Source organism: Vicinamibacterales bacterium (genome assembly GCA_036012125.1).
GTDB lineage: Bacteria > Acidobacteriota > Vicinamibacteria > Vicinamibacterales > UBA823 > UBA11600.
Genome location: DASCOS010000004.1, coordinates 79,405 through 105,743, shown reverse-complemented (window position 1 = coordinate 105,743; position 26,339 = coordinate 79,405). Strand labels below are relative to the sequence as shown.

General features: G+C 55.9%; 19 protein-coding genes and 1 tRNA gene. 9 read left to right on the top strand and 11 right to left on the bottom strand.

From position 1 onward, the window contains the following. The first annotated feature begins 121 nt into the window (after positions 1 to 121). Positions 122 to 1,024: a dienelactone hydrolase family protein gene (locus QGH09_01725; protein HJO16905.1), complete on the top strand. Its 903-nt coding sequence runs from the start codon at positions 122 to 124 to the stop codon at positions 1,022 to 1,024. A gap of 330 nt (positions 1,025 to 1,354) precedes the next feature. Here the strand turns inward: QGH09_01725 and QGH09_01720 are convergent, their stop codons facing one another. The 6 genes from QGH09_01720 to rhaI all read right to left on the bottom strand — a co-directional run bounded on the left by QGH09_01720 (position 1,355) and on the right by rhaI (position 9,332). Beyond that, complete coding sequence (locus QGH09_01720; protein HJO16904.1) at positions 1,355 to 2,275, bottom strand: CopD family protein; 921 nt, start codon at positions 2,273 to 2,275, stop codon at positions 1,355 to 1,357. A 41-nt stretch (positions 2,276 to 2,316) separates the two neighbouring features. Further along, positions 2,317 to 2,691, bottom strand: a complete 375-nt coding sequence (locus QGH09_01715; protein ID HJO16903.1) for a copper resistance protein CopC — start codon at positions 2,689 to 2,691, stop codon at positions 2,317 to 2,319. Positions 2,692 to 2,831: 140 nt separating this feature from the next. Then, entirely contained in the window at positions 2,832 to 3,230 is a 399-nt protein-coding gene (locus QGH09_01710; protein HJO16902.1) for a hypothetical protein, read from the bottom strand. Between the two features lie 5 nt (positions 3,231 to 3,235). Further along, positions 3,236 to 4,564 (bottom strand): amino acid permease, encoded by a 1,329-nt coding sequence (locus tag QGH09_01705; GenBank protein ID HJO16901.1) that lies wholly within the window; start codon positions 4,562 to 4,564, stop codon positions 3,236 to 3,238. Positions 4,565 to 4,620: 56 nt separating this feature from the next. Further along, positions 4,621 to 7,860, bottom strand: a complete 3,240-nt coding sequence (locus QGH09_01700; protein ID HJO16900.1) for a hypothetical protein — start codon at positions 7,858 to 7,860, stop codon at positions 4,621 to 4,623. A 185-nt stretch (positions 7,861 to 8,045) separates the two neighbouring features. After that, positions 8,046 to 9,332 (bottom strand): L-rhamnose catabolism isomerase, encoded by a 1,287-nt coding sequence (gene rhaI, locus QGH09_01695; GenBank protein ID HJO16899.1) that lies wholly within the window; start codon positions 9,330 to 9,332, stop codon positions 8,046 to 8,048. 197 nt (positions 9,333 to 9,529) lie between these two features. Between rhaI and QGH09_01690 the strand changes: the two genes are divergently transcribed. The 3 genes from QGH09_01690 to QGH09_01680 are packed head-to-tail and all read left to right on the top strand — an operon-like array spanning position 9,530 to position 12,484. Next, complete coding sequence (locus QGH09_01690) at positions 9,530 to 10,123, top strand: FMN-binding protein (protein HJO16898.1); 594 nt, start codon at positions 9,530 to 9,532, stop codon at positions 10,121 to 10,123. Next, the gene (locus QGH09_01685; GenBank protein ID HJO16897.1) at positions 10,120 to 11,103 is read left to right on the top strand and encodes a 4Fe-4S binding protein; all 984 of its coding nucleotides are present in this window, start codon (positions 10,120 to 10,122) and stop codon (positions 11,101 to 11,103) included. Before QGH09_01690 ends, QGH09_01685 begins: the two co-directional genes overlap by 4 nt. 10 nt (positions 11,104 to 11,113) lie before the next feature. Then, a complete protein-coding gene (locus QGH09_01680; protein HJO16896.1) occupies positions 11,114 to 12,484 on the top strand; it encodes a sodium-dependent transporter in 1,371 nt (456 codons plus the stop codon). A 32-nt stretch (positions 12,485 to 12,516) separates the two neighbouring features. On the opposite strand, the gene QGH09_01675 is transcribed toward QGH09_01680, so the two are convergent. Next, positions 12,517 to 14,505, bottom strand: a complete 1,989-nt coding sequence (locus tag QGH09_01675; GenBank protein HJO16895.1) for a pyrroloquinoline quinone-dependent dehydrogenase — start codon at positions 14,503 to 14,505, stop codon at positions 12,517 to 12,519. Positions 14,506 to 14,865: 360 nt separating this feature from the next. Here QGH09_01675 and QGH09_01670 point away from each other — a divergent pair, with 360 nt between their 5' ends. Genes QGH09_01670 through QGH09_01660 form a run of 3 tightly spaced genes read left to right on the top strand, consistent with a single transcriptional unit; the run spans position 14,866 to position 19,744 of the window. Next, complete coding sequence (locus tag QGH09_01670; protein HJO16894.1) at positions 14,866 to 17,169, top strand: DPP IV N-terminal domain-containing protein; 2,304 nt, start codon at positions 14,866 to 14,868, stop codon at positions 17,167 to 17,169. 43 nt (positions 17,170 to 17,212) lie between these two features. Beyond that, positions 17,213 to 18,526 carry a PQQ-binding-like beta-propeller repeat protein gene (locus QGH09_01665; protein ID HJO16893.1) on the top strand — a complete coding sequence of 438 codons (1,314 nt, stop codon included), beginning with the start codon at positions 17,213 to 17,215 and terminating at the stop codon, positions 18,524 to 18,526. A 42-nt stretch (positions 18,527 to 18,568) separates the two neighbouring features. Continuing rightward, positions 18,569 to 19,744: a P1 family peptidase gene (locus QGH09_01660; protein ID HJO16892.1), complete on the top strand. Its 1,176-nt coding sequence runs from the start codon at positions 18,569 to 18,571 to the stop codon at positions 19,742 to 19,744. Positions 19,745 to 19,803: 59 nt separating this feature from the next. Here QGH09_01660 and speB read toward each other — a convergent pair whose 3' ends face one another. From speB to serS, 3 genes are all read right to left on the bottom strand, one after another. Then, positions 19,804 to 20,766, bottom strand: a complete 963-nt coding sequence (gene speB / locus QGH09_01655; GenBank protein ID HJO16891.1) for an agmatinase — start codon at positions 20,764 to 20,766, stop codon at positions 19,804 to 19,806. 91 nt (positions 20,767 to 20,857) lie between these two features. Next, positions 20,858 to 20,947, bottom strand: a tRNA-Ser gene (locus tag QGH09_01650). A gap of 10 nt (positions 20,948 to 20,957) precedes the next feature. After that, entirely contained in the window at positions 20,958 to 22,250 is a 1,293-nt protein-coding gene (serS, locus tag QGH09_01645) for a serine--tRNA ligase (GenBank protein HJO16890.1), read from the bottom strand. Positions 22,251 to 22,337: 87 nt separating this feature from the next. Between serS and galU the strand changes: the two genes are divergently transcribed. Further along, positions 22,338 to 23,252, top strand: a complete 915-nt coding sequence (galU, locus tag QGH09_01640; protein HJO16889.1) for a UTP--glucose-1-phosphate uridylyltransferase GalU — start codon at positions 22,338 to 22,340, stop codon at positions 23,250 to 23,252. 490 nt (positions 23,253 to 23,742) lie between these two features. Here the strand turns inward: galU and QGH09_01635 are convergent, their stop codons facing one another. Then, a complete protein-coding gene (locus QGH09_01635) occupies positions 23,743 to 25,398 on the bottom strand; it encodes a DUF885 domain-containing protein (protein ID HJO16888.1) in 1,656 nt (551 codons plus the stop codon). A 101-nt stretch (positions 25,399 to 25,499) separates the two neighbouring features. Here QGH09_01635 and rsmI point away from each other — a divergent pair, with 101 nt between their 5' ends. Beyond that, positions 25,500 to 26,339, top strand: a complete 840-nt coding sequence (rsmI, locus tag QGH09_01630) for a 16S rRNA (cytidine(1402)-2'-O)-methyltransferase (GenBank protein ID HJO16887.1) — start codon at positions 25,500 to 25,502, stop codon at positions 26,337 to 26,339.

Genomic DNA, 26,339 nt, shown 5'->3' with positions numbered 1-26,339 from the left:
TCGATGAACGAGAGGACAACGCATTTGCAGTGAGTGTCACTCTGGAGTGTTGCAGCGTGATAGATTGATCAGGGCTTACCAAGATAACTGCAAGCCTGAGTGATTTTGAAGGAGATAAATCATGTCAACCACAATGTCTTTTTGGATGCGCGGCTTTTTGTCAGCGCTGCTGGCTAGTAGTTTCAGTCTCGCCGGCGCCTGCGCAGATGGTGAAGCCCCGGCTGATGAGGCCACCGAGGAAACGCCGGCGCCTTCAGCAGAACTGCGCATTGTGCATGAGCCAACGACCGACGACGAGTTGCCGGCCGCCTTACTCGGTACCGCACCGCCCCCACAGGGTCAGGCGCTCCATTACCTACCTGGAGATACCGCAACCACAGGTTATCTTGCGCTACCCGATGGTGACGGACCACACCCTGCGATTATCTTGGTGCATGAGTGGGACGGCCTAAAAGACCGGGTGCGTCAAGTGGCTGATGCACTCGCAGCAGAAGGCTATGTCGCACTTGCGGCCGATCTCTTTCAGGGTCGAACAGGAAGTAACCCTGACGAAAATCGTGCCTTGACCCGAGAGGCTCGGGCAAACATGGATCAGGTGGTCACCAACCTGAACGTCTCGGCCGCCTATCTACGCGACCGAGTCGACACGAGCGGTAAGGTCGCGGTAATGGGTTGGTGTTTTGGCGGCGGGATCGCGCTGAGCTATGGTCTTGACGGTGACATGCACGAAGGCACAGCAATGTTTTATGGGCAACTCGTGCAGGATCCAGAGATACTGCAGCGGATCACGCATGAGGTCTATGGTACATTCGCTGCGGAGGATGCAGGGATTCCGCCCCAAGATGTCGAACAGTTCGTCGAGGCATTACGGACGGCCAATATTGAGAATGATGTCCACATCTACGACGAGGTGAACCACGGGTTCTGGCTGTTTGTAGACCAAGAACCTGATACACGCACAGAACCCGCCCTCAATGCATGGCAGCGTCTGAAGAGCTACCTATCCCGCACATTGAGTGACTAGAAAAAAAGGAGGCAGAAATTAATGTCTCTGCCTCCTTTTTCCTGCTATTAAATGCCCGCAGTTACACGGCGCAAGTCATATCTTCGCCGCAACACATCGGCGACTTAATCTTGCCGTGATCATCAGGGCACTTCGAAATGTGCACGGCCTTCCCATCTAAAATCAACGTATCGTGCACTAACTCTTTCCCGCACTTTCCACAGGTCATCGTCCCCACGCTCATCCCACACTTCGGACAGGTATACGCAGCCATAACGCTCCTTTGGCAAATCAATCGGAAATCACAAACTCTCTAGTGTAAACAGTCTGGCGCGGACACGATAGCGATCCTCATTGCGCGAGTAATGGTAACCCCACTAAGAACGCCGTCACCGCTAGGACTATGCCAGCCAGCACCAATTCTGCGGCTACGGATCGAAGAAGTGACGCTGTCTTACTGGGACTACCTAGATGGGGCTTGAGTCGTCGCCAATTGTACGCCCCCAAGGACGCAACGGCTAGAAACAGTCCTAATTTGGTTAGAAGAGTCTGACCGTAAGCAGTGGTCCACAGCACGGTCATTTCATCAATGTAGAGCCAGGTCGTCAAACAACCGGTAACAACTAAAAGACCACAACCAGCAAGCGCCACCCGAGAGAATGCATTCACCACGACAGTTGGCTCTTGAATTAGCGGACGAGCCTCACCATCAGTTGGTGGCCAGACAATGACGGAGAAAACGATGACTAGCGTCCCAAGCCAAAGACCTGAACCGGCCAAATGCAATGCTTGCAACGACACCGCCTGCCAAGGGACGACGTGGCTCATCGCGTGACCGGTCAGCGGACTCGTCGCGCATATCGCCAATCCTGTGAGAATTGCCGCTGGCCAGCCAAGTCGAGGCGACCTAAGGATTGCCAAATACGCGACCACACACGCCGCCGAGGCAGCAAACTGCCACATCCATCCGCTGCCCCAACGGGTTTGGAAAACAACCGTTCGTAATAAGTCGACTGTGATGGTTTGTTCAGAACCGAAGAACACGTAGGTCTGGACATAAATCCGACTGAGCGAGGCAACAAAGAACAGCATGGCGCCGCCGAGGCCTATTTGACTGGCCCGTCGGTGGAACTGACCAGACCCCTCGCAACGGCGCACAGCAGTTAGCACGGCGAACCGAAAACCGCATGCCCCAACCGCAAGGACGCCGCCTACATAGGCCATCCAACGCGTGGCTCCTGACAGGGCAGTAACGGCAGTCTCAGGTGTCATCTTGAATCAAACCTTGCGGTTCTATAACTCATCCCAGTCAGTTACCGTTGAGCAACAACATTTGACACACTGAAGGAAAATTCGCCTCTTAGAACATGGCCATCATCGCCGGCGGTCTTCCACTCTACGATGTAATTGCCCGACGGCAGAACATCGTCCACCCTAGCGACAAGTGAGTTATCCCTACCAGCCTCAACGTCACTAATCGAGACGTCTAAGTCGCCCTGTTTCAAGTTTAGTGTGCTCACCACCAGTTCTGGTTTCTGCGTGAACCAAATTTGCACGAGTGATGGCGACTCTACGGTGGTGTTAGCTTCCGGCTCAGTCTTGGTGACGGCCAAGTGGGCAGCAAGAGTAGGCCCAAAAAGAAACACGGTAATTCCGACGCCAAGAATCCATCTGGTTTTTCGTTTCAAAATACACCTCCAAAAAAATTAAAAAGTCGTAACTCCAAACTCGCAGTTCCCCAAACCGAAATACACCAACTGCGGATGCTAGATGAGCGCTCGCTGTTGTGTTTCCAAGGGAAACTTTGAGTGAATCGAGGCTAAGCCAGTTATAGGCGAGGGGGGTGAGGAGAAAGGTCTCCAGGTATTTCGATAGGCAAAGGCAGGAATAAAGCCAAACGGCCGTGGACGCTATTAACGTTGTGAATCAATTGCTTGGATACGAGGATGCCAGACGCACCTAGTAACAGATCAATCGCCTGATCATCACTGCAGGCGCAACGAAAACCTAAGTCGGCTAGGTCAGCACTTCCTGCCGAGTCCATATCTTGCATTGCGCAATGCGCACCACTCCGCAGGTCACTACTGTGGTGTTCGGTCGCTTGAGAGCCATGGTGCATCAGACAGTTGTCTTGGCAGCACGCCAGCACAGCCGTCAGCAGCACGGTCATCTGGACCAAGAGGGTAAAAACACAACACCGAGCCATTCGTCGGCGAAACAGAGACATCCTGGTTAGTCTAAAGGAACACGTGAAAAAATCAAACGCTGCATAACCGCATACAGCACAAGGCCGACGCCAAGGATACCAAGACCGACGAGTGAGGCGAACGTCTCATTCATCAGCACGAACGTTAGTGCCCAGACGTTAACTGCTAGGTAGATGGCAGGCGTGACCGGGTAGCCCCAAGTTCGGTATGGCCGCACCAGGTTAGGCTCGGTTGACCGGAGAACGTACACACCAGCGACAGCCAAAGTTGAGATCATGGTCAGCAAGATCGACGCGTAGAGAAGCACTTGAGGAAACGTGGATGTATAGATAAACGTGAGAGCTAGGACTGTCTGAAAAATGAAGGCGTTCACAGGCAAGCCGCGCCTACTCTTCACCGACAGCCACGCCAACGCCGGAATGTCTTCGCCCATTACCATTAAGATTCTTGGCCCCAGGAAAACATAGGCACTCACAGTCGAAGCTAGTAGACCTGCGATGATGGCGGCCGTGATCTGCCCGCCGGCCTCGCCGAAGATCTGCACGCCCGCCAAGAAACCGACTTCGATCTGACCAGCCAGTTGGTCCATCGCAACAGTCCGGAGAAACACGTAGTTGAGCAGCACGTAGAGTACGGTGACCACGCCAGTGCCAAGAAGCAACGCTCGCGGCAGCGTGCGGCTTGGTTGGTCAATCTCATCGATGACGTAAATCGCCGCGTTCCAACCCGTGTAGGCGTAGGAAACGAAGATCAGCGCTACCGCAAAGGCTGGTCCGGTCATGACGCCGAGGACTCCTACCTGCGGCACTAGCGACAATTCCTGCGCGCGGTCGACAGTGAAGGCAGCGACGATAAATCCCAAGATGAGACACACCTTCAGACCGGTCAGCACGTTTTGGAACAGGGCGCCAACCCGGAGGCTCGACGCGTGGATCAGCGTGAAAGTAAGCACCGCCCCAGCGGCTAGATGTTTTGCAGGCAGGCCAGGAATGAACGCGTCGGTGTATGACGCCAAGGCTATAGCAGCCAAAGCCGACGGCCCGGCAAACCCAACTGTCGCCGAGACCCACCCGGCCAAAAACCCCAACGCCGGCGTGTAGACCCGACGGAGGATGTGATACTCACCGCCTGAGCGTGGTAGTGCTGCTCCCAGCTCGCCGTAGCTGAGCGCGCCACATAGTGCGACCACCCCACCAACGAGCCACAGCATCATAATGGCGAACGGTGACCGGATGTCGGCAACCTGAAACCCGAGCGTCGTGAAAACGCCAGTGCCGACCATCGCCGCAATAACGAACGCCGTGGCCGTCGTTAGACCGAGCGGTTTGCTCCCACCGTTACCTACATTGGTCATCGTGATGAAAGAAGGGTGCGACGGATCGACACACCCCTCGGTTGTTTACCGTTCCATTACGGTTGCGGTGTTCCAATCAAGACCGGCGGGACCCCTTGCCCTGCCAGGGTTTCGTTGAGCGACCTGACATTCTCGATCGCTCTACGCACCTCGACCAGCGTATCCCGCATCCGCGTTTCGAGCACGTCTTGCACTTCGCGCTGCTGGTCATTTGGCGGGAAATCGTAGGTGGCTACATTCCTGATGAGATATCCGATCCGTCCAGACAACATCGTCGGCCATCGGACATTATCCTGCCCGGTGCCGGTCAGCTTCATCTGGACTAGCTTTTCCTCGACCGCGATGAGGGTACCGTCCACTTCCTCGGTCGCTTCAATGAGTGAGTCACGGCCTGCGGGAGCATCGGCCAGAACCGCCTGCAGGTCATAAAGCTGCCGGCGGAGCCACTCCAGTTGGTTGATGGCCGCTGTCACCTGTTCGTGATCGTCACGTAGTTGATACAGCAGCGCGGTTTGTTCCGCGATGTCGTCCTCGCTTCCCTCGGAATTCGGGTCTTTCAAAACCTGAAGCTGCCGGCGCTGTTCACTGCCGTCTAGGTCCAGAACAACCGTGTAGGTTCCCGGTGGTTCAAGAATAGTGATTTCACCACCACCCGACCTCCAGCGCTCGTCGCCCAGATCCAACCACTCTCCGTAGGTCGGCTTCGTCCGCAGCTTGATCTCTGCTGACGGTTCACTTCGGAGGTCCCACCAAACTCGGTTGATCCCCTCGTGCGTAGTTCCATCGAGGATACGAACAGTTTCGCCGCGGTCGTTTTCGATTCTAATACTCACGTCACCGTGACCATCAGACCCGAGCCAGTAGTTGATCGAGGCACCATACGGTGGGTTCTCACCGTCAGACGGATCGTTCGGCATCGCCTGTGGTGACGTAATGTTATGTAGGCGATAGGTCGGGCGCGGTTCAAATAAGTGCGCCTCGGAGCTAGCCACCTCCGGTGTGAGTTGTTGCAATGGGGACAGGTCGTCAAGAATCCAGAACCCCCGGCCGTAGGTTCCGACGACTAGGTCGTTGAAGTGTTCCTGGATGACAAGACCGTAGTTCGGCGCGGCTGGCATGTTCGTTTGCAGCGGCTGCCACTGGTCGCCGTCGTTGAACGAAACATAGACGGCGTTCTCAGTACCTAAGTACACCAAGCCCGGGCGCACCGGGTCTTCCTGAATGCTTCGTGCAAAGCTGAGGACGCTGTCAGAAATGCCATCAGTGATCTTCGTCCACGATTCACCGTAATTGTCAGTACGGTAGACGTACGGTGCAAAGTTGCCCACCTGGTGGAACTCAACTGCGAGATACGCCTTGCCAGCATCCCACTTCGATGCATCAATGCCCCGAACAACACCAAGCTCCGGCAAGTCGGGAATGTTCGCCGTGACATCTTGCCAACTAAGACCATTGTCACGACTGACATGCACGAGCCCGTCGTTCGACCCGGCGTAGAACACACCGGGCTGCGCCGGCGACTCATCGAAGGCATAAACAACACAGCAGTACTCAACACCGATGTTGTCAGGCGTGAGACCTCCAGACAGTCCCTGCTTGCTTTTATCATTCGTCGTTAAATCAGGGCTAATAACCTCCCAACTCTGCCCATCGTTCACCGTCCGATGCACATGCTGGCTGGTTACGTAGATCGTGTCGTGGTCGTGGGGCGAGATGAGCAGCGGGAAGGTCCACTGGAATCGGTAACGCAGTGTCTCGGCCGGCCATCCAATCGTGCTCTCTGGCCACACCTCAACTTGCCTGAATTGTCGGGTGCGCTCGTCGAACCTAACGACGATCCCGCCAACCGCACCGGAACCGGACGCCGATGACCAAATGATGTCCGGCTCCACCGGATCCGGGGTTGCAAAACCGCTCTCCCCTCCACCGACTGAGTGCCACATGCCACGCGGAATGCGGCTACCACCGAAGCCCCCGGTTCGACTGTTGCTCGGCCCACGAAAGGATGGTCCGTCCTGCCGATTACCGTAGACGTTGTAGGGCACTTTCGTGTCGGTCGTCACGTGGTACATCTGAGCAATCGGCAGATTCACCCGCAGCCAAGTCGCACCTCGGTTCTCTGAAATAGCGAGACCACCGTCATTACCGATGATCATCCTGTCGCCGTTGGTCGGATCAATCCAGATGTCGTGGTTATCGCCGCCCGGGCGCCGCCGGCCATTTTGAACAACGCCAGTCTGCCCCCCGTCAATCGACTTTACGAGCGGCGCAGTTAGGAAATACGCTTCGTCAGGATCGTCTGGGGCGACGGCACAGTTGTTGTAGTAGGCGGTCCGACCACCGAAATTCTGGTCGTAGGTCACAAGCTGCCAGGTCTTGGCCCCATCATCCGAGCGCCACAATTCACCGTTATCAGTCTCCTCGCCATTTAGTGGCACCCCATCACCAGTCTCAATAAGCGCGTAGATTCGGTTGGAGTCGGCCGGCGTCAGGCAGACATCAACTTTCCCGATGGTTCGGAGAGGTAAACCATTGCCCTCAAGTTTTCTCCAGGTATCACCCGCATCGCGTGACACGAACAATCCGCTACCAGGCCCGCCGCTTTCGCGACCCCAGGTGTTAAAGATAACGTGCCACATCCCTGCATATAGGATTCTGGGGTTGTTTGGATCCATCTCAACACTTGAGGCACCAGTATTCTCATCTACAAAAAGGATGTGCTCCCAAGTCTCACCGCCATCCATGGTCCGATACACCCCGCGCTCAGGTTGCGAGGCGTGCGCGTGGCCCAGAGCCCCGACATAGACGATGTTCGGGTCCGATGGATGAATGAGAACGCGAGAAATCCGACCGGTTGCGCCGAGCCCCATGTTGCTCCACGTGCTACCGCCGTCGGTTGACTTCCACACTCCATCACCGATCGTCACATTCGACCGGATGTGTGGTTCGCCCGTCCCAACCCAGACGATTTCAGGGTCGGAGGCCGCAACCGCCAGCGCGCCAATCGCGTGGGATGGATGGTCATCAAACACCGGTTCCCAGAACAGACCACCATCTACAGTCTTCCAGACGCCACCCGACGCGGCGCCAACGTAATAAATGTTTGGGTTGCCCGAAACCCCAGCCACTGAAGCAATTCGGTTTCCGACCGGACCGATATGCCGGTAGCGAAGGCCCTCGTAATGATCGGGTGATATATCCTGGCCCGTCGCTGTTCCGGCGAAAAAAAAAATAGGTGCAAGCGTCACTAGGCAGGCAAAAACGCGCGTCTTCATCCGTTCGACCAACTTCGTCATTGGGACCCCCTCTAGAAACATTCCCATACCGCGGTAACTACATCTTACGCTTAGTGCCGATCGGTGACGAATAAATAGGCACTCGACCTGGCCTCCAAGCCCTTATCATCACCTTGACGATCGTCGCTGTTTCCGGCCGCGCACGAACAACGTGCCTGTAACAAAGAGCCGGCTCAGACATGGCATCACACGATGCCAGAATGGCCGCCGCGCTCCGCCGGGCGCGTGGTTACTTTGTCCTTCCGGTAAGTCGATGCACGATAGACCGTGACAGGGTCGATTGCACCGCCTGCATCTAGCCGAGCTCTTTGGACGATAGGCTCAACATTGATCTGGGTCGCCTCCCGCAATAGCCGAGCAGCACCGAGCGCATCGTTTGTCTCCTGCGCGACCGCTAGCGCTTCACGGTTAACTACCAGTGCCTGCGCCAGGGCGCGTTGTACTGCGGCTGTACTTTCGATCAAGCTTTCAATCGGATCAGTTACGTTATGCGATTGATCAAGCATATAGGCTGGAGCGAACCCATCGACTTGTCGCACCTCAGCGTCGATCAACTCATTGAACACGAGGAAGATGCGAAACGGGTCGATAGCGCCTGTATCGAGATCGTCATCACCGTACTTTGAGTCGTTAAAGTGAAATCCGCCCAGCTTTCCTAATTGGATTAGGCGGGCGACGATCATTTCAACGTTGGTCGTCGGTGCGTGGTGCCCGAGGTCGACCAAACATTGCGCTTTCGGCCCCAGCGACTCGGCACAGAAATAGCTCGTGCCCCAATCCGCAATGACTGTTGCGTAAAGAGCCGGTTCATAGAGTTTGTGCTCAAGAAACACTTTCCAGCCCTCAGGCAGCTGCGCGTAGATCTCACGCATCGACCCAAGATAGCGATCAAGCGCCAAGGCAAAGTGCTGCTGGCCAGGAAAATTCGCGCCGTCAGCGATCCAAACTGTGAGCGCCGTTGACCCGAGCTGTTCGCCGATCGCAATACACTCAAGGTTGTGCGTGATCGCTTGCGCGCGCACCGCCGGATCGGTATGCGTCAGACTACCGTACTTGTATGAGTGGTCCTGCCCAAGTTGGTCTTGAAAGGTGTTGGAGTTAACAGCATCGAATCCCAGGCCGAGTGCTTCAGCGTGCAGGCGTAGGGCGTGGATATCATCCACGTGGTCCCACGGCATGTGTGGTGAGACTCTCGGCGTCGCTCGCCCGAGTTGTTGTACCACAGCGCAATCTTCGAGTCTCTCGAAGATGTTGCGCGGTTCGCCCGGCATTGGAAATCGCGAGAATCGTGTGCCACCCGTGCTAACGCCCCAGGTGGGAATTGCTACGGTAAAAGCTCGCACACGCTGCACAACTCCGTCGATCGCTACCCCGCGGCGTTCTAGATACGCACCAAGGTGTTCAAAGTCTGAAAACAGTTCGGGTTCGAGTTCAGTGTTCTGCTCAGTTATTAACTCTTGGTCGATCAGCATCGAAGTTTCCTTAAGGTCCAACATTATCTACCAGTAGTGAAACTTTCGGTCCGGTAGACGGAATGTTTTACTTCAACCGATCTAGGCTTGCCCCTTGATTTTCATCGCTGACATTTGGGCCTCTCACGGCAATCAATTTTAGCTGAATCAGATACAAGCAAGATAGAATCCCAGCGGGAATGTGCGAGCCCGATACCATGTCAGCGAGCTTGACCAAGAGTTCCCGCATTGCGAGGAAATACGCTACGGCACTGGTGATTGCACTCCTAGCGCTCGGTGTGCCCGGAACGCTCTTCCTTTATGGCAATGAGCAGGCCGACCGCGCGCGCGTTGAGCAGTACTTGGAGCACCTGAGAACTGTGTTGCCGGAAGCTGATCATTTCGTTAGTAAAGACGGAGAGTATCCACACTTCCGCGGGTACACCCATAGCACAGACGACGACGTCGGGACACTAGTTGGCCTAGCCTATCTCAACAGTGATGTCGGACATGTTATTACGGGATACGCAAGTGAGATCGTCGTCATGGTCGGGCTTCGACCAGTCGGCACCATAACCGCAGTCACTGTCGTCACTCATGACGAACCCTACGGCTATCGGTCAATCGATCTAGCGCGTTTCAGAGATCAGTTCCCTAACCGCCGATACCGCGAACGGCTACGGGTCGGCGACGACGTTGATGGCATCTCAGGTGCAACGATTACGGTAAACGCCGCCACATCCGCCATCCGGCGATCAACGCGGCGAATGTTTCGTGAATTCGTCAAGGAACAATTAGAGGCGCAACCGTGACCGTTGCCAAGATCGTCGCAGCCTGCGCGATGGCCAGTTGCCTAGGCTTTGTGCCGGTCCGCGCGGAACCACCATCCCAAGCCGTCGAGACCGGTCAGCCCACCCTCTCTCTCGAAGACCTCGACGCATTGTTGGAGGAAGATGAAGTCGAAGAGTCGATGGCCTCGCTTAACTCGAGCGAGGTCGCGGACATTATCGGGATCGTGGCCGTGCTCGGTTTTGCGTTTTTCAGCTTTGCAAGGAAGAGTGTCGCCCTCAAATACATCTCGTTTGCTATGTCGATTGCATATCTTGGTTTATACAAATCAAACCTCGTCTCGATCGTTAACATTTTCGCGATTCTTCAAGGCAATCTTCCTGGGTTCAGGCATAGCATCCCGTGGTACCTGCTTATCGGCTTCACGGTGGTATCGACCGTGCTCTGGGGGCGGCTCTACTGCGGACGGATTTGCGCATTCGGGGCACTCACCCAAGTGCTTGATCGCCTTCTGCCGTCGCGGCTTCGCATCGATCCACCAGCGTGGCTCGACCGACGGCTGGCTTATCTCAAGTACGGCATCCTCGGCGGGGTGTTGGTCTACTTCCTCGGCACAGGTGATTTCCTCATCTATCGGTATGTCGAGCCGTTCTGGATGTTCACGCTAAATGGCAACGCGGTTATGTGGACGCTTGTCGCTATTCTTCTAGTAGCCACGGTTTTCGTCCGTAATCTCTATTGTCGGTATTTGTGCTCAGTCGGCGCAGCGCTTGGCCTCATTTCGAACTTCACCGTGTTTCGGATTAGGCGTTGGGGTGAATGTCAGACTTGTAAGATCTGCGAGAAAGCCTGTGAGTGGGGCGCAATTGACGGACCAAAGATCTCGGTTGCCGAGTGTGTCCGCTGCGACGACTGCGAACGTATCTACCACGACCAGAAGAAGTGTGTGCACTGGATCGTGCTACAGAAAAAACCGCGAGCCCAGATAATAACCTCCTCCTAACCCAAGCAGTATGGTGGAACCTGGTCGTAAACGTTGGTCTTCGCGCGGGTCGTTCATACTCGCTACCACGGGCGCGGCGGTCGGCTTAGGGAACATCTGGCGGTTCCCGTTTCTCGCTGGTGAAAACGGCGGTGCGGCGTTCGTCTTGGTTTATCTCGCCTTTGCCTTTCTCATCGGAGTCCCTGTGATCACGGCCGAGTTGGCACTGGGGCGCATGGGACACCGAAGTCCCATCGGTTCGGCCAAGACGATCATCCGAGAACAGGGCGCCCACGCAGGGTGGCAGATAATCGGTGTCGTTAGTTTATTGGTTCCTTTTCTCGGCTTTACCTATTACAGCATCGTCGCCGGCTGGTCCCTGTACTACACAGTCGAGGCCGTACGGAATACTTTCAACAGCATGGGTGCTGCCGATTCGCAGCGTCTGTTTCAAGACCTAGCGGCCTCACCGTGGCTCACTGTGTTCCTGCAAGGCGTCGTGATCGGACTCACCGCTGTGGTCGTCGGGAGTGGTCTCCATCGCGGCATCGAGCGTGCCACGAGGGTCATGATGCCCAGCCTCGTGTTCATCATGCTGATCATGATCGTTTACAACGTCTTCGCGGCCGATGTTACCGCTGCCTTAGCTTTTCTCTTCACACCCGACTTCTCGCAACTCACTGGCACGTCGCTGCTGCTCGCGCTCGGTCAGGCATTCTTCTCAGTCGGCGTGGGTGTTGGCTTTATGATGACCTATGGTGCTTATCTTCCCAGAGAAGTCTCGGTTCCCCACGCGGCGTTCGTGATTGGTGCAGTCGATACAGCCATCGCACTACTGGCCGGCCTTGTGATCTTTCCAATTGTCTTCGCCTCAAATCTGAATCCAGCTGAGGGTCCAGGACTCGTGTTTGTCACGATGCCAGTTGCCTTCGGCGGAATGGGCCTAGGACATGCAATCGGCGTGCTGTTCTTCCTGCTACTGTCGCTCGCAGCCTACACAACGACGCTCGGCATGCTTGAGCCGATCGTGTCGTGCCTGGAGGAACGGTGGCAGACTTCACGGCGTACACTGGCTATTGTGGCCGGCAGTTCAATTTGGATAGTCGGCTTCCTTCCCGCATTGTCTGACAATGTGTTGGCAGATATTAGACCGCTCAGCTTCATCGGCGCGATGGCGGAAATGTCGTTCTTTGAAGTGTTCGATTTTGTAACAGCGTCGGTCTTGCTACCAATTAACGCACTACTGATTGCACTATTCTCGGGATGGGTTATCGCGGGAAACGCGTTTCAGCAGGAGTTAGCAATGAAACACGACGTTTTCTTTACGGTCTGGCAGATACTAATGCGTTACGTCGCGCCGGCCGCAGTTCTTGTAATCTTAATCTCTGGTTTTATCGAATAGCCCAGCTTAATGGGTCCACGCAGCAGCACTACCTAAGCTCCTCCGTTGTCTTCTGACTCAGGCAGTCGATACGCGAGTAACTCTCCAGCGTAGGTGCCACCGCCCACAGCGACAACGATGTACTGGACACCGTCAATGCTGTAGGTCATCGGAGATCCGGTCTGTGAGGATGGCAGAAACACTGCGTCAATCTCCTGACCGGTCATTTTGTCGTAAGCCCGGAGCCGCGCGCCCTGGCGCTCGTCGGCTGAAGTAAACACCCCGCCGTCACCCGCAATGACAAGCGTCTTGGTCACGAGTGTTCCAACCCGCCCGACGCGACCAGTACGCGGGATGTCAAAATCCTGAAGCGCCGGATGGTCACGTACACGGTCCGCCGTCTCGCCGTGTGCGACTTGCCAGAGAAGCTCTCCAGCATTGAGATCAATCGCCGTAATCCGTCCCCACGGCGGTTTCACCAACGGCAGACCAGAGACGCTCAACGCCGCCCGCGCAGCGTTGACGCCCGCCGGACGGCCACGAATGAAATCCATATCCGATCGCTCGGGATTGTTGACAAGACCGAGCGACACGACCTGCGTCTTTGAATAGATGTAGAAAATTCCGGTTTCCGGGTCTAAAGCACCGCCTGGCCAGTTGGGCCCACCAGTAGCCGATGGAATCATCAGGGTTCCGTAGGTGCCGTCGGCTGTCGCAACCGATGGAGGGGTGTAAAGAGGTCCGAGACGGTATCGTGAGGCAACTTCGAGTGCCTCGGCTCGAAGCGCAGGTGTGAAGTCAATTAGATCGTTTGGGCCAATCCCCTGACGGTCGAAAGGGGGTGGCTTCGTCGGATAGGGCTGAGTCGGCGCCAGCACTTCACCAGGCACGTCCGAGGGAGGGACCGGACGCTCTTCAATCGGCCAGACCGGTTCCCCTGTTACGCGGTCGAAGACGAACAGAAAACCCTGCTTCGTCGGCTGAACGATCGCCTTTATGGCACGGCCGTCAACTGTAATGTCAGCAAGGATAGGCGCACATGGAAGGTCAAAATCCCAGACATCGTGATGTACAGTCTGGTAGTGCCACACGCGTTCTCCGGTCTCAAGATCGACCGCTACCAAACTATCACCGAAGAGATTGTCACCCAGCCGGTGCCCACCGTAGTAATCACCTGTCGGCATCTCAAGCGGCAGATAGGCTAAGCCCAGGTCAAGGTCAACGGTTACTTGCCCCCACAAGCCCGTATTACCAGTGTAGCGCCAGGACTCATTTAACCAAGTCTCGTGACCGTACTCGCCTGGCTGCGGGATCGTATGAAAGATCCACTTCCGCTCCCCAGTGCGGACGTCGTAGCCGCGTACGTATCCCTTGACATTCTCCCGGCTGACCGGCGCGCTGCCTACCGCGTGCGCAGCGCCAATGATGATCGTATTGCCAGCAACAACCGGAGCCGCGTGTAAGCCAACCTCGCCCGTGACAGGATCAATCTCCTGGTCAAGGTCTCGCTTTAAATCAACGATGCCGTCCAAACCAAAGTTCGGAACTTGGTCACCGGTTGACGCATCGAGTGCAACGAGATGGTACCCAGGCGTGACATAGAGGATTCGACCCGCTGCACCATCGTCCCAAAAAGCGAGCCCGCGTCCCGAAAGCCGACGAGGAGCCTGCTGACCTCGTTCGCCCTCGTCAAGGCGATGCATCCACAGCAGTTCCCCGGTCCTCGCATCCAGCGCAGCAAGCGCTCGGCGTGAACCCGCGGTTGTGTAAATCACGCCACCCACCATGAGCGGAGTGACTTGGTAGTTCGACTCCGGCCGCGGGCCGAAGCTGTCGGTCTGGAAGGTCCACGCTAGTTCCAAGTCACCAAAGTTTTGAGCAGTGACCTGATCAAGTGACGAATAGCGGGTACTTGCGAGGTTGCCGCCGTAGGTGCGCCATTCAGTGTCAGGAATCACCGTCTGTGCACTTAGTGACACAGTCACACAGCACAGACCGCTGAAGAGTAAAAGGCTGACGTTGTTACGCGAATACTGTGACACGTGCTAACCCTCCCCTGACAACTGGACCACAGCGACCCCATCCCATAGACCGCAACACGACAGGTTTGGCGTCGTCATCGAAGACAAGAATTATAGCTGGGAACGAGGGCGCCTCACTGGATTAGGCTTTCGGAAAGCATTCTCGGCTGGAACGTCCCTTTTGTCAGTTAGTTCTGGCGACAGAGGCTTGGTCTTTGCCCCCCCCCGCCAGCCGCCTAAATAGCTGCGGTCACGGACCCTAGCGAAACATTGTCTTCTATCCCTTGTCATCTTGGGAGATGCAGTCGTAGACTGCCACGGTAGCTTGGTTGGCGTGAGCATCATTTTCTTTTCCTCATCATTACCATCAAGGGGAGTGGCATGCGGATTACGCTCTTATTGCTATCAGTCTTCACCGCTTTGATGCCGGCGCTCGTCGAAGCGCAGCCCGTCGTGACCGCTGAAGACTACACTCGTGCCGAAAGCTTTCTGAGTGGTCAGACTGACTCACTCGTTTCGGGCGTTATGACCAGTCCGGCCTGGCTGACTAGCGACAGGCTCGTCTACCAGAATCGGATTCCAGAGGGTCGGGAATTCGTGATGGCCGATCCCGAGGAGGGCGTGCGGGCGCGTGCCTTCGACCATGCCAACATGGCAGCGGCACTCTCGGCTGCAGTCAATACGGATTACAGTGCTTTCAACTTACCTGCTCAAGCGAGATTTTCAGATGACGGTGCGTCAATCACGTTTGGCCACCAAGAGCGGCAGTACACCTGCATCATCGAGACATATGCCTGCCACGAGGTAGCGCGCCTAGATGCGCAGAACTTACGGAACGCCGTTGTTGCCCCCGATGGACAGAGAGCAGCATTTATCCGAGAGCATAATCTCTGGATGCGTGACTTGACCTCTGGCAGAGAGACACAACTCACGACTGATGGTATTGAACATTACGGCTACGCAACCAACAATGCGGGATGGGTCCGACGCGATCAACCAGTGGTCCTCTGGTCACCAGACTCTGAGAAAATTGCAACCTTCCAGCATGACGGCCGCTTCGTCGGTGAGATGTATCTTGTGTCCACCCAAGTCGGGCATTCCGAACTAGAAGCATGGAAGTATCCGTTGCCCGGCGACGAACACATCTTCATGATGCGGCGCGTTGTTATTCATGTGGACGAAGCTCGCGTGGTGGACCTGCTGGTCCCACCCGACCCCCACCGGTCCACGATCTCCGATCACGTGGCTAGCCGTAACGGCCAGTGGCTCGATGTGGAGTGGAGTGACGACTCATCACTGCTTGCGTTCGTTTCTTCGTCACGGAACCACAAAGAAGCCAGACTCAAGCTCGCCGACCCCGAGACTGGTGAAGTGCGAAATGTTTTAACAGAGACGGTTGAAACGTTCTTCGAGTCTGGGAGAGGACGAATTAACTGGCACGCACTACCCGAAACAAATGAAGCGATCTGGTTTTCCCAACGAGATAATTGGGGACATCTCTACCTGTATGACCTGGAAACTGGTGACCTTAAACACCAGATCACGACCGGTGACTGGACCGTCTTGCAACTGCTTCGGATCGATAAGGCGAACCGCACCCTGTACTTTATGGGTGCCGGGCGTGAGCCTGGCGACCCTTATTTCCATTACCTCTACCGTATTGGGATGGATGGCACAAACCTCGAACTTCTGACGCCCGAACCAGCGCACCACACCATCACCCTTTCGGTAACGGGCGCCTATTTCGTCGATAACTATTCGACCCCAACTGTTCCGGCAACCACGATTCTCCGGACCGCTGCTGGTGAACATCTGTTGACCGTCGAGGAGATGGACATCTCCCGTCTGGAAGAAGCCGGTTGGCAGCCACCGTTTCCATTTACAGTCAAGGCGCGAGATAACGTAACTGACCTTTACGGTCTGATGTACCAGCCAACGAATCTCAACACGGCAGGCTCGTACCCGGTTGTGAATTATCTCTACCCAGGTCCACAGACAGGTAGCGTCGGCAGTCGCTCCTTCCGGCCCTCGCGGAGTGATAAGCAGGCGCTGGCTGAGCTTGGATTCATCGTTGTTGAAGTGGACGCTATGGGCTCACCCGGTCGGTCAAAGTCTTTCCACGACACCTACTACGGCAACATGGGTGATAACGGCCTGCCGGATCAAATCGCCATGATCAAAGAGTTGGCAAGACGACACGCGTGGATGGACCTCGAACGCGTGGGCATCTGGGGACACTCAGGGGGAGGCTACGCCTCGACTGATGCTATTTTGCGCTACCCGGACTTCTACAAAGTAGCGGTCTCAGGCGCCGGAAATCACGACAACCGGAACTACGAGGACGATTGGGGGGAGAAATGGCAAGGGCTCCTCGAAACGAACCCCGACGGTACAACGAACTACGATAACCAAGCGAATCAACTCCTTGCCGAAAACCTAACAGGGAAATTGTTACTAGGACACGGCACGATGGATAGCAACGTGCCGCCATCGAACACGCTGCTTTTAGTGGACGCCCTTATCGCAGCCAACAAGGACTTCGATCTCGTAATGTTCCCAAACCGGCGCCATGGTTTCGGCCGTGAACCATACTGGCTGCGGCGTCGGTGGGACTACTTCGTACGACATCTACTTGGAGCTGAGCCACCCAAGGGGTACAAGCTTGGCACCGTGGCCGGACGATAATACTTTGTTAGGAACAGGCGTCTCGGGTCTTAAGGAGAATTTCGTGGACCGAACTTTGATCAGACTCTTGGTGTTCTTAGGCGTAACAGTCTGGGCCACATCCGTCGCCGCACAGGAAGATGAGGACTTCTGGCCGGAATGGCGCGGTCCGAGGGCGACTGGTGTGTCCACGAATGCTAATCCCCCTCTAAAATGGAGCGAGACAGAGAATATTCGCTGGAAGATTGACATTCCCGGGCGCGGTTCGTCCTCACCGATCGTTTGGAGGGATCGCATCTTTCTACTTACCGCAGTACCACTTGGTATCGCAGGGGAGGCCTCCCACGCGCCACGCGGTGGATATGAGCCCAGGGACACGCACCAGTTCCTGGTGCTAGCGATCAACCGGAGCGATGGTCAGATCCTCTGGGAACGGGTGGCGCGTGAAGCTCAGCCGCATGAAGCAACGCACGGCGAAAACGGCAGTTGGGCCTCCAGCTCGGCAGTGACTAACGGCGAGTTGGTCTTCGCGTCATTTGAGTCGCAGGGTGTTTATGCCTACGACCTTGACGGCAATCTCGTCTGGGAAAACGACCTCGGCAACAAAACCATGCGGAACCAGTTCGGTGAGGGGACCACGCCTACAGTACATAGCGACCGCCTGTTCGTGGTCTGGGATCACCAAGGTCAGTCATTCATCGTCGCTCTCGACACACAAACTGGTAAAGAGGTGTGGCGTACGAACCGCGACGAGATCGATTCATGGGCCACCCCGCTAGTGGTTGAACATGACGGACGTAAGCAGGTTGTTGTTAATGGCATGAACCGGCTACGTAGCTACGACTTCGAGTCCGGTGAGGTCATCTGGCACACCGAGGGCCTCACCATGAACCCAATTCCGTCGCCGGTCGGTGCCGACGGTCTCGTGATCGTTACAGCCGGTTATCGGGGCAATGACCTGAAGGCGATCGACCTGGGCGTGGCTCAGGGCGACATCACGGACACCGCAGCAATCGTCTGGACGCTAGACCGGGATACACCGTATGTCCCGTCGCCACTACTCTACGGTAATTTCCTCTATTTGCTGAAGCGCAACAACGGTATTTTGTCGGTGTTCGATGTCAAGACTGGTGAACCACACTACCAACTCCAGCGGCTCACCGACGTCCCGAACATCTTCGCGTCACCGGTGGGAGCGTCGGAGCGCATTTACATCCCAGGCCGAGACGGAACTACCCTCGTGATCAAGCATGGTGGGATGTTTGAGATACTCGCAGCTAACACACTCGACGATGGATTCGATGCATCACCAGCACTCGTCGGCAATGAACTGTATCTGCGTGGCTACAACCATCTTTACTGCATCGCAGAAAGCTAGACTCTCGCCCCGGAATTCCGGAATCTGCAGTAGGAGAATGTCATGACCAAGAAACTTCTCGGGCTGGTGATCTTCAGCGGATTAGCACTCACGCTGTCAGGCAATCCCGGGCTTGCGCAGTCCAAGCCGCGAGCTCGGGATTTGGGCGTGCCATTCCAGGGAACCCCAGGTCCCTTTAATGCGATTACCGACGTTAGGGGCGTCCATGTCGGCCACGCCACACTGATTCGTGGCGAGGGAGCACTTCAAGTGGGCCAGGGGCCGGTTAGAACCGGTGTTACGGTAATCCTGCCACGGGCTGAGAACCCCGCTGACCCGGCGTTTGCCGGCTGGTTTGCATTAAACGGCAACGGAGAAATGACCGGCACGACCTGGATCGAGGAGTCGGGTTTCCTTGAAGGACCAATTTCAATCACTAACACACATAGCGTGGGAACCGTGCGCGATGCGATCATCGCCTGGCAGGTCGAACGCGGTGCCGCGTTTCAGCCCTGGTCATTGCCGGTTGTCGCTGAAACTTACGATGGATCACTCAACGACATTAACGGCTTCCACGTAAAAGCGGGACACGTTCTCGAAGCCATCGAGAGTGCGTCCTCTGGACCGGTGGCAGAAGGTAATGTCGGTGGCGGCACCGGTATGCGGTGCCTCGGCTTCAAATGCGGCGTTGGTACTTCGTCGAGGGTGACGCAAGCGGCCAGTGTTTACACCGTTGGCGTGCTGGTGCAAGCCAATTTCGGTGGCGGCCGGCAACTCACCATTGCGGGAGTACCTGTGGGTCGAGAGATTTTCGGCGACCGTCGAGCGAGGCTAACTGCGCCACCTAGTGGGTCAGATCGTGGGTCGATTATCATTGTTGTGGCGACTGACGCGCCCTTGCTACCTCACCAGCTTAAGCGGATCGCCCGCCGGGCTTCACTGGGCGTAGCGCGCACCGGTGGAACCGCGAGTAACGGGTCCGGAGACATTTTTGTTGCATTCTCCACCGCTAACACAGGTGCTGCCAGCGCACAGCCGACCGCGAACATTACCCTGTTGAGTAACTCTCAGATAAGTACGCTCTTCGAGGCTACGGTGGAAGCAACTGAAGAAGCGATCATCAACGCACTAGTCGCTGCAGAAACGATGGTGGGCCGTGACGGTAATCGCTCAGAGGCCTTGTCGCATGACCAACTGCAAGAGATTCTCCAACGTTACAACCGGTTGGAAAATGGCTAACCGCAGCTAGTAGAGTGAACGGCAGGGTGTCTCGTTCCAGTTCCACCCTGATAAAGTGTTCACTTACCGGTCTCCTTCCTTTGTGAGACGGCGTCGGCTAGTACGCACAGGATCTCATACATCATGGTGGCCCCGACAAGCGCGGTGTTTCCTGTGGAATCGAATGGCGGCGAGACCTCAACTACGTCGCCTCCAATTAGGTTAAGTCCTCGGAGACCACGCAATAATCCCTGCGCCTCGATAGTGGTGAGCCCACCCACTTCAGGTGTCCCTGTTCCAGGCGCGAACGCTGGATCAAGGCTGTCTATATCGAAAGACACGTAGGTCGGACCGTCCCCGACCGACCGCCGCAGCTCCGCAATGACCGCCTCCACACCAAGCCGACTAAATTCTTCGATGAAGATAACGCGCATTCCGGAGTCAAGGGAGAACGCCCATCCTTCTTCCGAGTTCTGCGCCCCCCGGATACCGATTTGTACGACCCGTTTCGGGTCGAGGAACCCTTCCTCCACCGCTCGACGAAATGGGGTGCCGTGAGTAAATCGAGATCCGAGTTCCTCGTCGCAGGTATCTGTATGAGCATCGATGTGGACCATACCCACCGGCTGTCTGGCAGCAATCGCGCGAAGAATTGGGAGGCTGATTGAATGGTCGCCGCCGGCGCTCAGAGGCGCTACATCCGCCTCCCGCAAGGTTTCATAGAACCGAGTGATATCGGCATAACTTTTCTCTAAGTCGAAGGCCCAAGGGAACGCTACGTCCCCCATATCGCCGATGCGACACAACTCATAGGGGTTAATCTTTGTGACATGGTGAACCGAACGAGTCAAACTCGACATATTGCGAATCTCACGCGGCCCGTGACGCTGACCGGGTCGATTTTCCGCCCCAGCGTCGAATGGAACCCCGACCAAGGCGATATCCAACTTTGATGGGTCACGGATTAACGGCGCCCGCATAAAGGTCGGAATTTCCGAGTAGCGCGGCGCGAACCTAGATGTAGCGTTTGGCTCATTTGCCATTGTCTGAATCCTTTGGGCGAAATTCGGGCTACCGCCTGTCTACAATGCTATGCAGATCCCAGATTCCTAGGCCTGCAGTCAGTATGGATACTGGCGGAGGGACTGGGATTCGAACCCAGGGTGGAGTTTCCCCCACAGCGGTTTTCAAGACCGCCGCCTTCAACCGCTCGGCCATCCCTCCAATATAAAAACTAGCGTGCGGGTTCGATGACCTCCTGCCCGTCCATGAACGGTCGGAGCGCTTCGGGCACGACGACCGAACCGTCCGCCTGTTGGCCATTTTCCAGCACAGCAATGAGGGTACGACCAACGGCAAGTCCGGAGCCATTAAGAGTGTGGGCGAACTCAGCTTTACCCACGCCGTCGGGACGGAACTTGATCCCTGCACGTCTGGCCTGGAACGCTTCTGTGTTACTACATGAAGAGATCTCACGATAGGTTTCCTGTCCAGGTAACCACACCTCAAGGTCATATGTCTTCGCCGCGGCAAAACCCATATCACCGGTGCTCAGAACCATCCGTCGATACGGTAGACCGAGCTTCTCAAGGATGACCTCCGCATGGCGGGTTAGTGTTTCGTGCTCTCTGTACGATTGGTCAGGGGTCGTGAACTTGAACAGCTCAATTTTCTCAAACTGGTGCTGTCGAATGAGGCCTCTTACGTCCTTGCCGTAAGAACCGGCCTCGCTACGGAAGCACGGCGTGTAGGCCACGTAGCTGAGTGGTAGTCTTCGACCATCCAGAATCTCCTCCCGGTGAAGATTGGCAAGTGGAACCTCAGCGGTTGGTACTAAGTAAAGATTCGAGTTCCCTGCCATTTTGAACAGGTCGGCTTCAAACCTAGGCAAGTTGCCGGTGCCGATCAGAGCTTCTTCGTTGACAAGAAACGGTGGGGCTACCTCAACATATCCATGCTCCTTCGTGTGGACTGCAAGCATGAAATTAATTATTGCGCGGTTCAGTTTTGCGCCCACGCCAAGCAACACAGCAAAACGAGCTCCAGACATTTGCGTAGCACGCTCAAAATCGAGAATGCCCAATTCGGGACCCAGGTCCCAGTGCGCTTTCGGCGTGAAGTCAAAGCGAGTTACTTCACCCCAGCGGTTGATTTCCTGATTTGCCTTCTCGTTGGCACCTCGCGGCACGCTCTTGTGCGGAAAATTTGGCAGCCGGAGTAAGAGCTTCTGCCGTTCCTGTTCAACAGCTGCGAGGTCTTTCTCCTGCTCATGAATCCCGTCGGAGAGGGCTCGGCCTTTCTTCAGCAAGTCATCCGCCGACTCACCAGCCCTCTTGGCTAAAGCGACCCTAGCGCCCAATTCCTTGCGCTCCCGACGCGCCTCCTCGAGGTTAGGAATGATCGCCTTGCGCCTAGTATCGAGCTCCTTAATCGTGGCGAGGTCGGCCTTAAGATTAGTAGCCCCTCGCTCAGTGAGCCCCTTTTCAACCTCGTCGAGATGATCTCTAACTATTGCTGGGTCAAGCATGATGACGGCCTTGCTGTTACCATCGTTGCGCCGTGTGCGCTAGGAGCATTCTAAATCGTTTATCCCCACGGTGGCACCTGAGGTAGGATGCCCGCCGAGAGGTTACGCGTGTTGCCAACCATCCGCAAAGCAGTCTTTCCAGCCGCCGGTCTCGGAACCCGGTTCCTGCCGGCGACCAAGGCACAGCCAAAAGAGATGCTGACATTGGTTGATAAGCCAATTATTCAGTACAGCGTTGAAGAGGCCGCCGCCGCTGGCATTGACCATGTCGTCCTGGTGACCGGCCAGGGAACCAAGCTTGTCGAAGACCATTTCAAGATTAACGCCGAACTGGAGGCGCTACTCGAATCACGTGGCAAGGGGGACCTGCTCGCGGAGGTCCGGAATGTCCCCTGCCCCGCCAGCATCTCCACAGTCCAGCAGGGTGAGCCGTTGGGTCTGGGGCATGCCGTGATCTTGGCGCACGAGCTAATCGGCGACGAAGCATTCGCCGTTATTTTAAGCGACGATGTGATCGATGCCACCCCACCAGCGTTGCGTCAACTGATCGATGTCTACGAAAAGCTTGACGGCCCTGTTGTCGGGGTTGAACGAGTGTCTGCTGATCGGATTAGTGACTACGGGATCGTCGATGCCGAACCGGTTTCGAACCACGCCGGTGTTTATCGGATTCATGACATGGTTGAGAAACCCACAAGGGAAGATTCGCCTTCCGACCTTGCCATTGTTGGCCGCTACATCCTCACTCCAGACATTTTCCCCATTCTCGACACGACACCGCCAGACGCGCAAGGTGAAATCCAGTTGACCGACGCACTCCGACAACTGCTGACCGGCCGGCCGATCTACGCATGCGAAATCGACGGCGTTCGCCACGACACCGGTAGCAAACTTGGCTTTCTCCGGGCAACCGCCTACTTCGCGCTCAAGCACCCTGACTTGTCGGACACCTTTCGCGAATATCTCTGCAAGGTCGGCGTCAACAGGCCTGCCGGCAACTGACGGATTTAACCCCTTTCCGTCTTCACTGATCGGAACCTCTGCCGGCAGGGAACCCCGCGGCCTACTTTTTGGAGGGGGAGCCAGACGAGCTCTTCGATGCTGATTGAGACGTCGACGACGAACTCGATGATGAAGCGGGGGTGTCAGAAGAGGAACTAGTTTTCTGCTTGTCTTTCTTGGTTTTGGAGTCGCTCGGCGAACTGGGTTTCGCGCCGTCATCCGACCGGGAAGCAGCACCCGACTTCTTGGCGTAGTCGGTCACATACCAGCCGGTGCCCTTGAACTGAATGGCGGGCGACGACAACAGTTTCCGCACCGGTCCGCCACAGGCCGGACATTTTTTCTCGAGTGGATCAGAAAATCGCTGAATCCGCTCAAAACGGTCACCGCAGGTGTTACATTCGTACTCGTAAAGGGGCATGTTTTCAGGACGTTAGAAGCGACCATCGTACGCTCGCCCTCTCCACCTGTCAACGGGGAAGAGGGTCATTCACGCCAACGCGCTCCCGGCATTACCACCGAGCATGAGGCGACGATGCGCCCAAATCGGCAAGTTCCCGTTGCCAAGGAGACGGTCGTGGAAGGTCTTGAGAGAGAACTTGCTCGGGTGTTTGGCTTCGTAGTCTGCCCTGAGTTTAAGAATCATCAGTTTGCCGAGCGAATAGACAACATAGCCAGGGTCGAAGGTGCCCCGCTCGGCTTCCCGGCGTGCGCTCCCCTCTTCCATGAACGCTTCGTCACGAAAGAATCGTACGCCCTGCTCGACTGACATATCTTCGACATGCAACCGGATACCGACAACAAGTCGTGCGAGACGAATTAGCGCCTCGGCGAGCTGACCAAGCTTGACGTGATTATCCTTCCCACCAAACCCAGCCTCGATCATGACCTGCTCGCCATAGTGCGCCCAGCCCTCGATAAACCCAATCGACGCAAGAAGTCCCGATTTGCGAAGTTTCGACTCGATCCGGCACACATGCTGGTGCTGAAGAAAGTGCCCGGGGTAGGTTTCGTGCATCGAGATCGCCCAGAGTGCTCCGATATGAAAATCGCGAAGATGTTGCTCCTGGCGGTCGGGTGTCCAAGCGGGGTCGACATCAGTCAGGTAGTAGTAGGTCGGCAGCGGTCTAGCCTCAAAGGGGCCCGGCGCCCAGAGGCTGGCAAACGTCCACCGGTAAAAGGGTGGCGTGGGAGCTACCACGGGCACCTCGCCATCGGTCACGGAAACGAGACCCTTTCGTTCTACGAATGCGGCGAGTTCCGTCACCTGACCTTGGGCCGTCGACACCAACGTGGCGGCAGACGGATGATCCTGTTTTAGACGTTCAAGTGCCGATGCCACATCCCCGCCAAGCCGCCCAGCGACGCTGCGAAATTCTTCTTGGGTCTCGCGGAGTTCCCGCTGTGCAATCGCGAGGAGGCGGTCAGCACCTAGTGTTACGCCTTCTTCAAGTTCAAGCTTTCCATCAAAGTTTTCCCGGCCGAGCCGGAACGAACCTCGAGCCTTCGGTGCCACCTCGTTGCGTAGATACTCGGTGTAGCCGTGGATTGCTGTAACTGCTTCTGTGGACGCATCGGCGAGATCACTTAACAGATGCATGTCGTCCAGACTGGTCAGGGCTCGTGGTAGGTCGTGCTCAATGAACTCGACTACCCCGTTAAGCGACGTAATGCCTTCTCTAATGAAGATACCCGGCGGATCTTGAATCGTCTTCCTCGCCGTTTCGATTAGCCGGGGCGTTTGTTTTAGTTTCGAGAGAATGCGGCGTGCGCGCTCCCCTACCGGAGCGTAGGGAAACAAGACCTGCCCCGCCAAGCTCGTGGCGAGAATCTCGGAGTGCCGCTGTGGGTTACGTTCCCATGAACGTATATTCTCAAGTTCAAATATCCTTGCACGGATGTTGGCAGTGAGCATTTCGCGCTCGACCTGTTCGGTCTTCGTCATCCCCGACTTGCCAACAGCAGCCAGCTGTCTTACCAGTCCCCCCAACTCACGGCCCTGTCCCTCAAGTACGGTGCGGCTTGGATCCTCTAGAAGGTCATCGTATTGATGAACACCGTCGAAGGCTGCGGCGGTGGGCTGAGTCTCGTATAGGTAATTCAGGTAGTTCTCAACAAACGGTGACAGCGGTTCGCCTGAGTACATTCAGGATGTCGTCTATCGCCTAGGCGAGCGATCTCTCGAACGACGCCTCGCGGGAATGGTAGAATACGCTTGCCGGCGCCGGTTGACGCACGGTATTTCGCATGCCCGGCACCCTCTACGTGGTCGCCACGCCCATCGGCAACCTTGAAGATTTCACGTTACGGGCGATCCGCGTCCTCCAAGAGGTCCACCTCATCGCGGCCGAGGACACCCGCCGCACTGCAACTCTACTTAGACATTACTCGATCTCGACTCCGACCACGAGCTTTCACGCGCACAACGAACAACAAAAACAGGCTTCCCTGCTCTCTAAGCTCGAACAGGGCCAACTGGTTGCACTGGTCTCGGATGCGGGCACTCCAACACTGTCTGACCCCGGAACACGACTCATCGCGGCTGCTCACACACGAGGTATTCGTGTGGAGGCTGTTCCTGGCGCCAGCGCTATTCTCACCGCATTGGTCTCATCAGGAATGACAACGGACCAGTTTCTTTTTGCAGGATTTCCACCTCCCAAGGCCAAAGAGAGAACGGCTTGGCTCGAGAGACTCGCAGACGAGCCTCGGCCGATCGTAATTTTTGAATCTCCTCACAGAATTCTCAAGTTATTAGGTCATATGAGAGATATATTCGGCGACAGAGAAATTAGTCTCGGTAGAGAACTCACAAAGAAACACGAGGAGTTGGTTAAAGGACCTATCTCATTTGTAATAAACAAGTTAACTTCTATCAAAGGTGAATTTACCCTCGTTATTAGCCCTTCTACTCCAGACAAAAGAAAAAATCAGTCAGTCGATAAGATGCTTATTTATAAGGAGTTCTGTCATTTAACAGATAAAAAGGACCTTATGAGAAGAGAGGCTGTTCTGAGGTTGTCTCGTAGACATGGAATGTCCTCTAAGGCAGTTTACAAGGCAATCGAAGAAGCAAAGAAATATTGA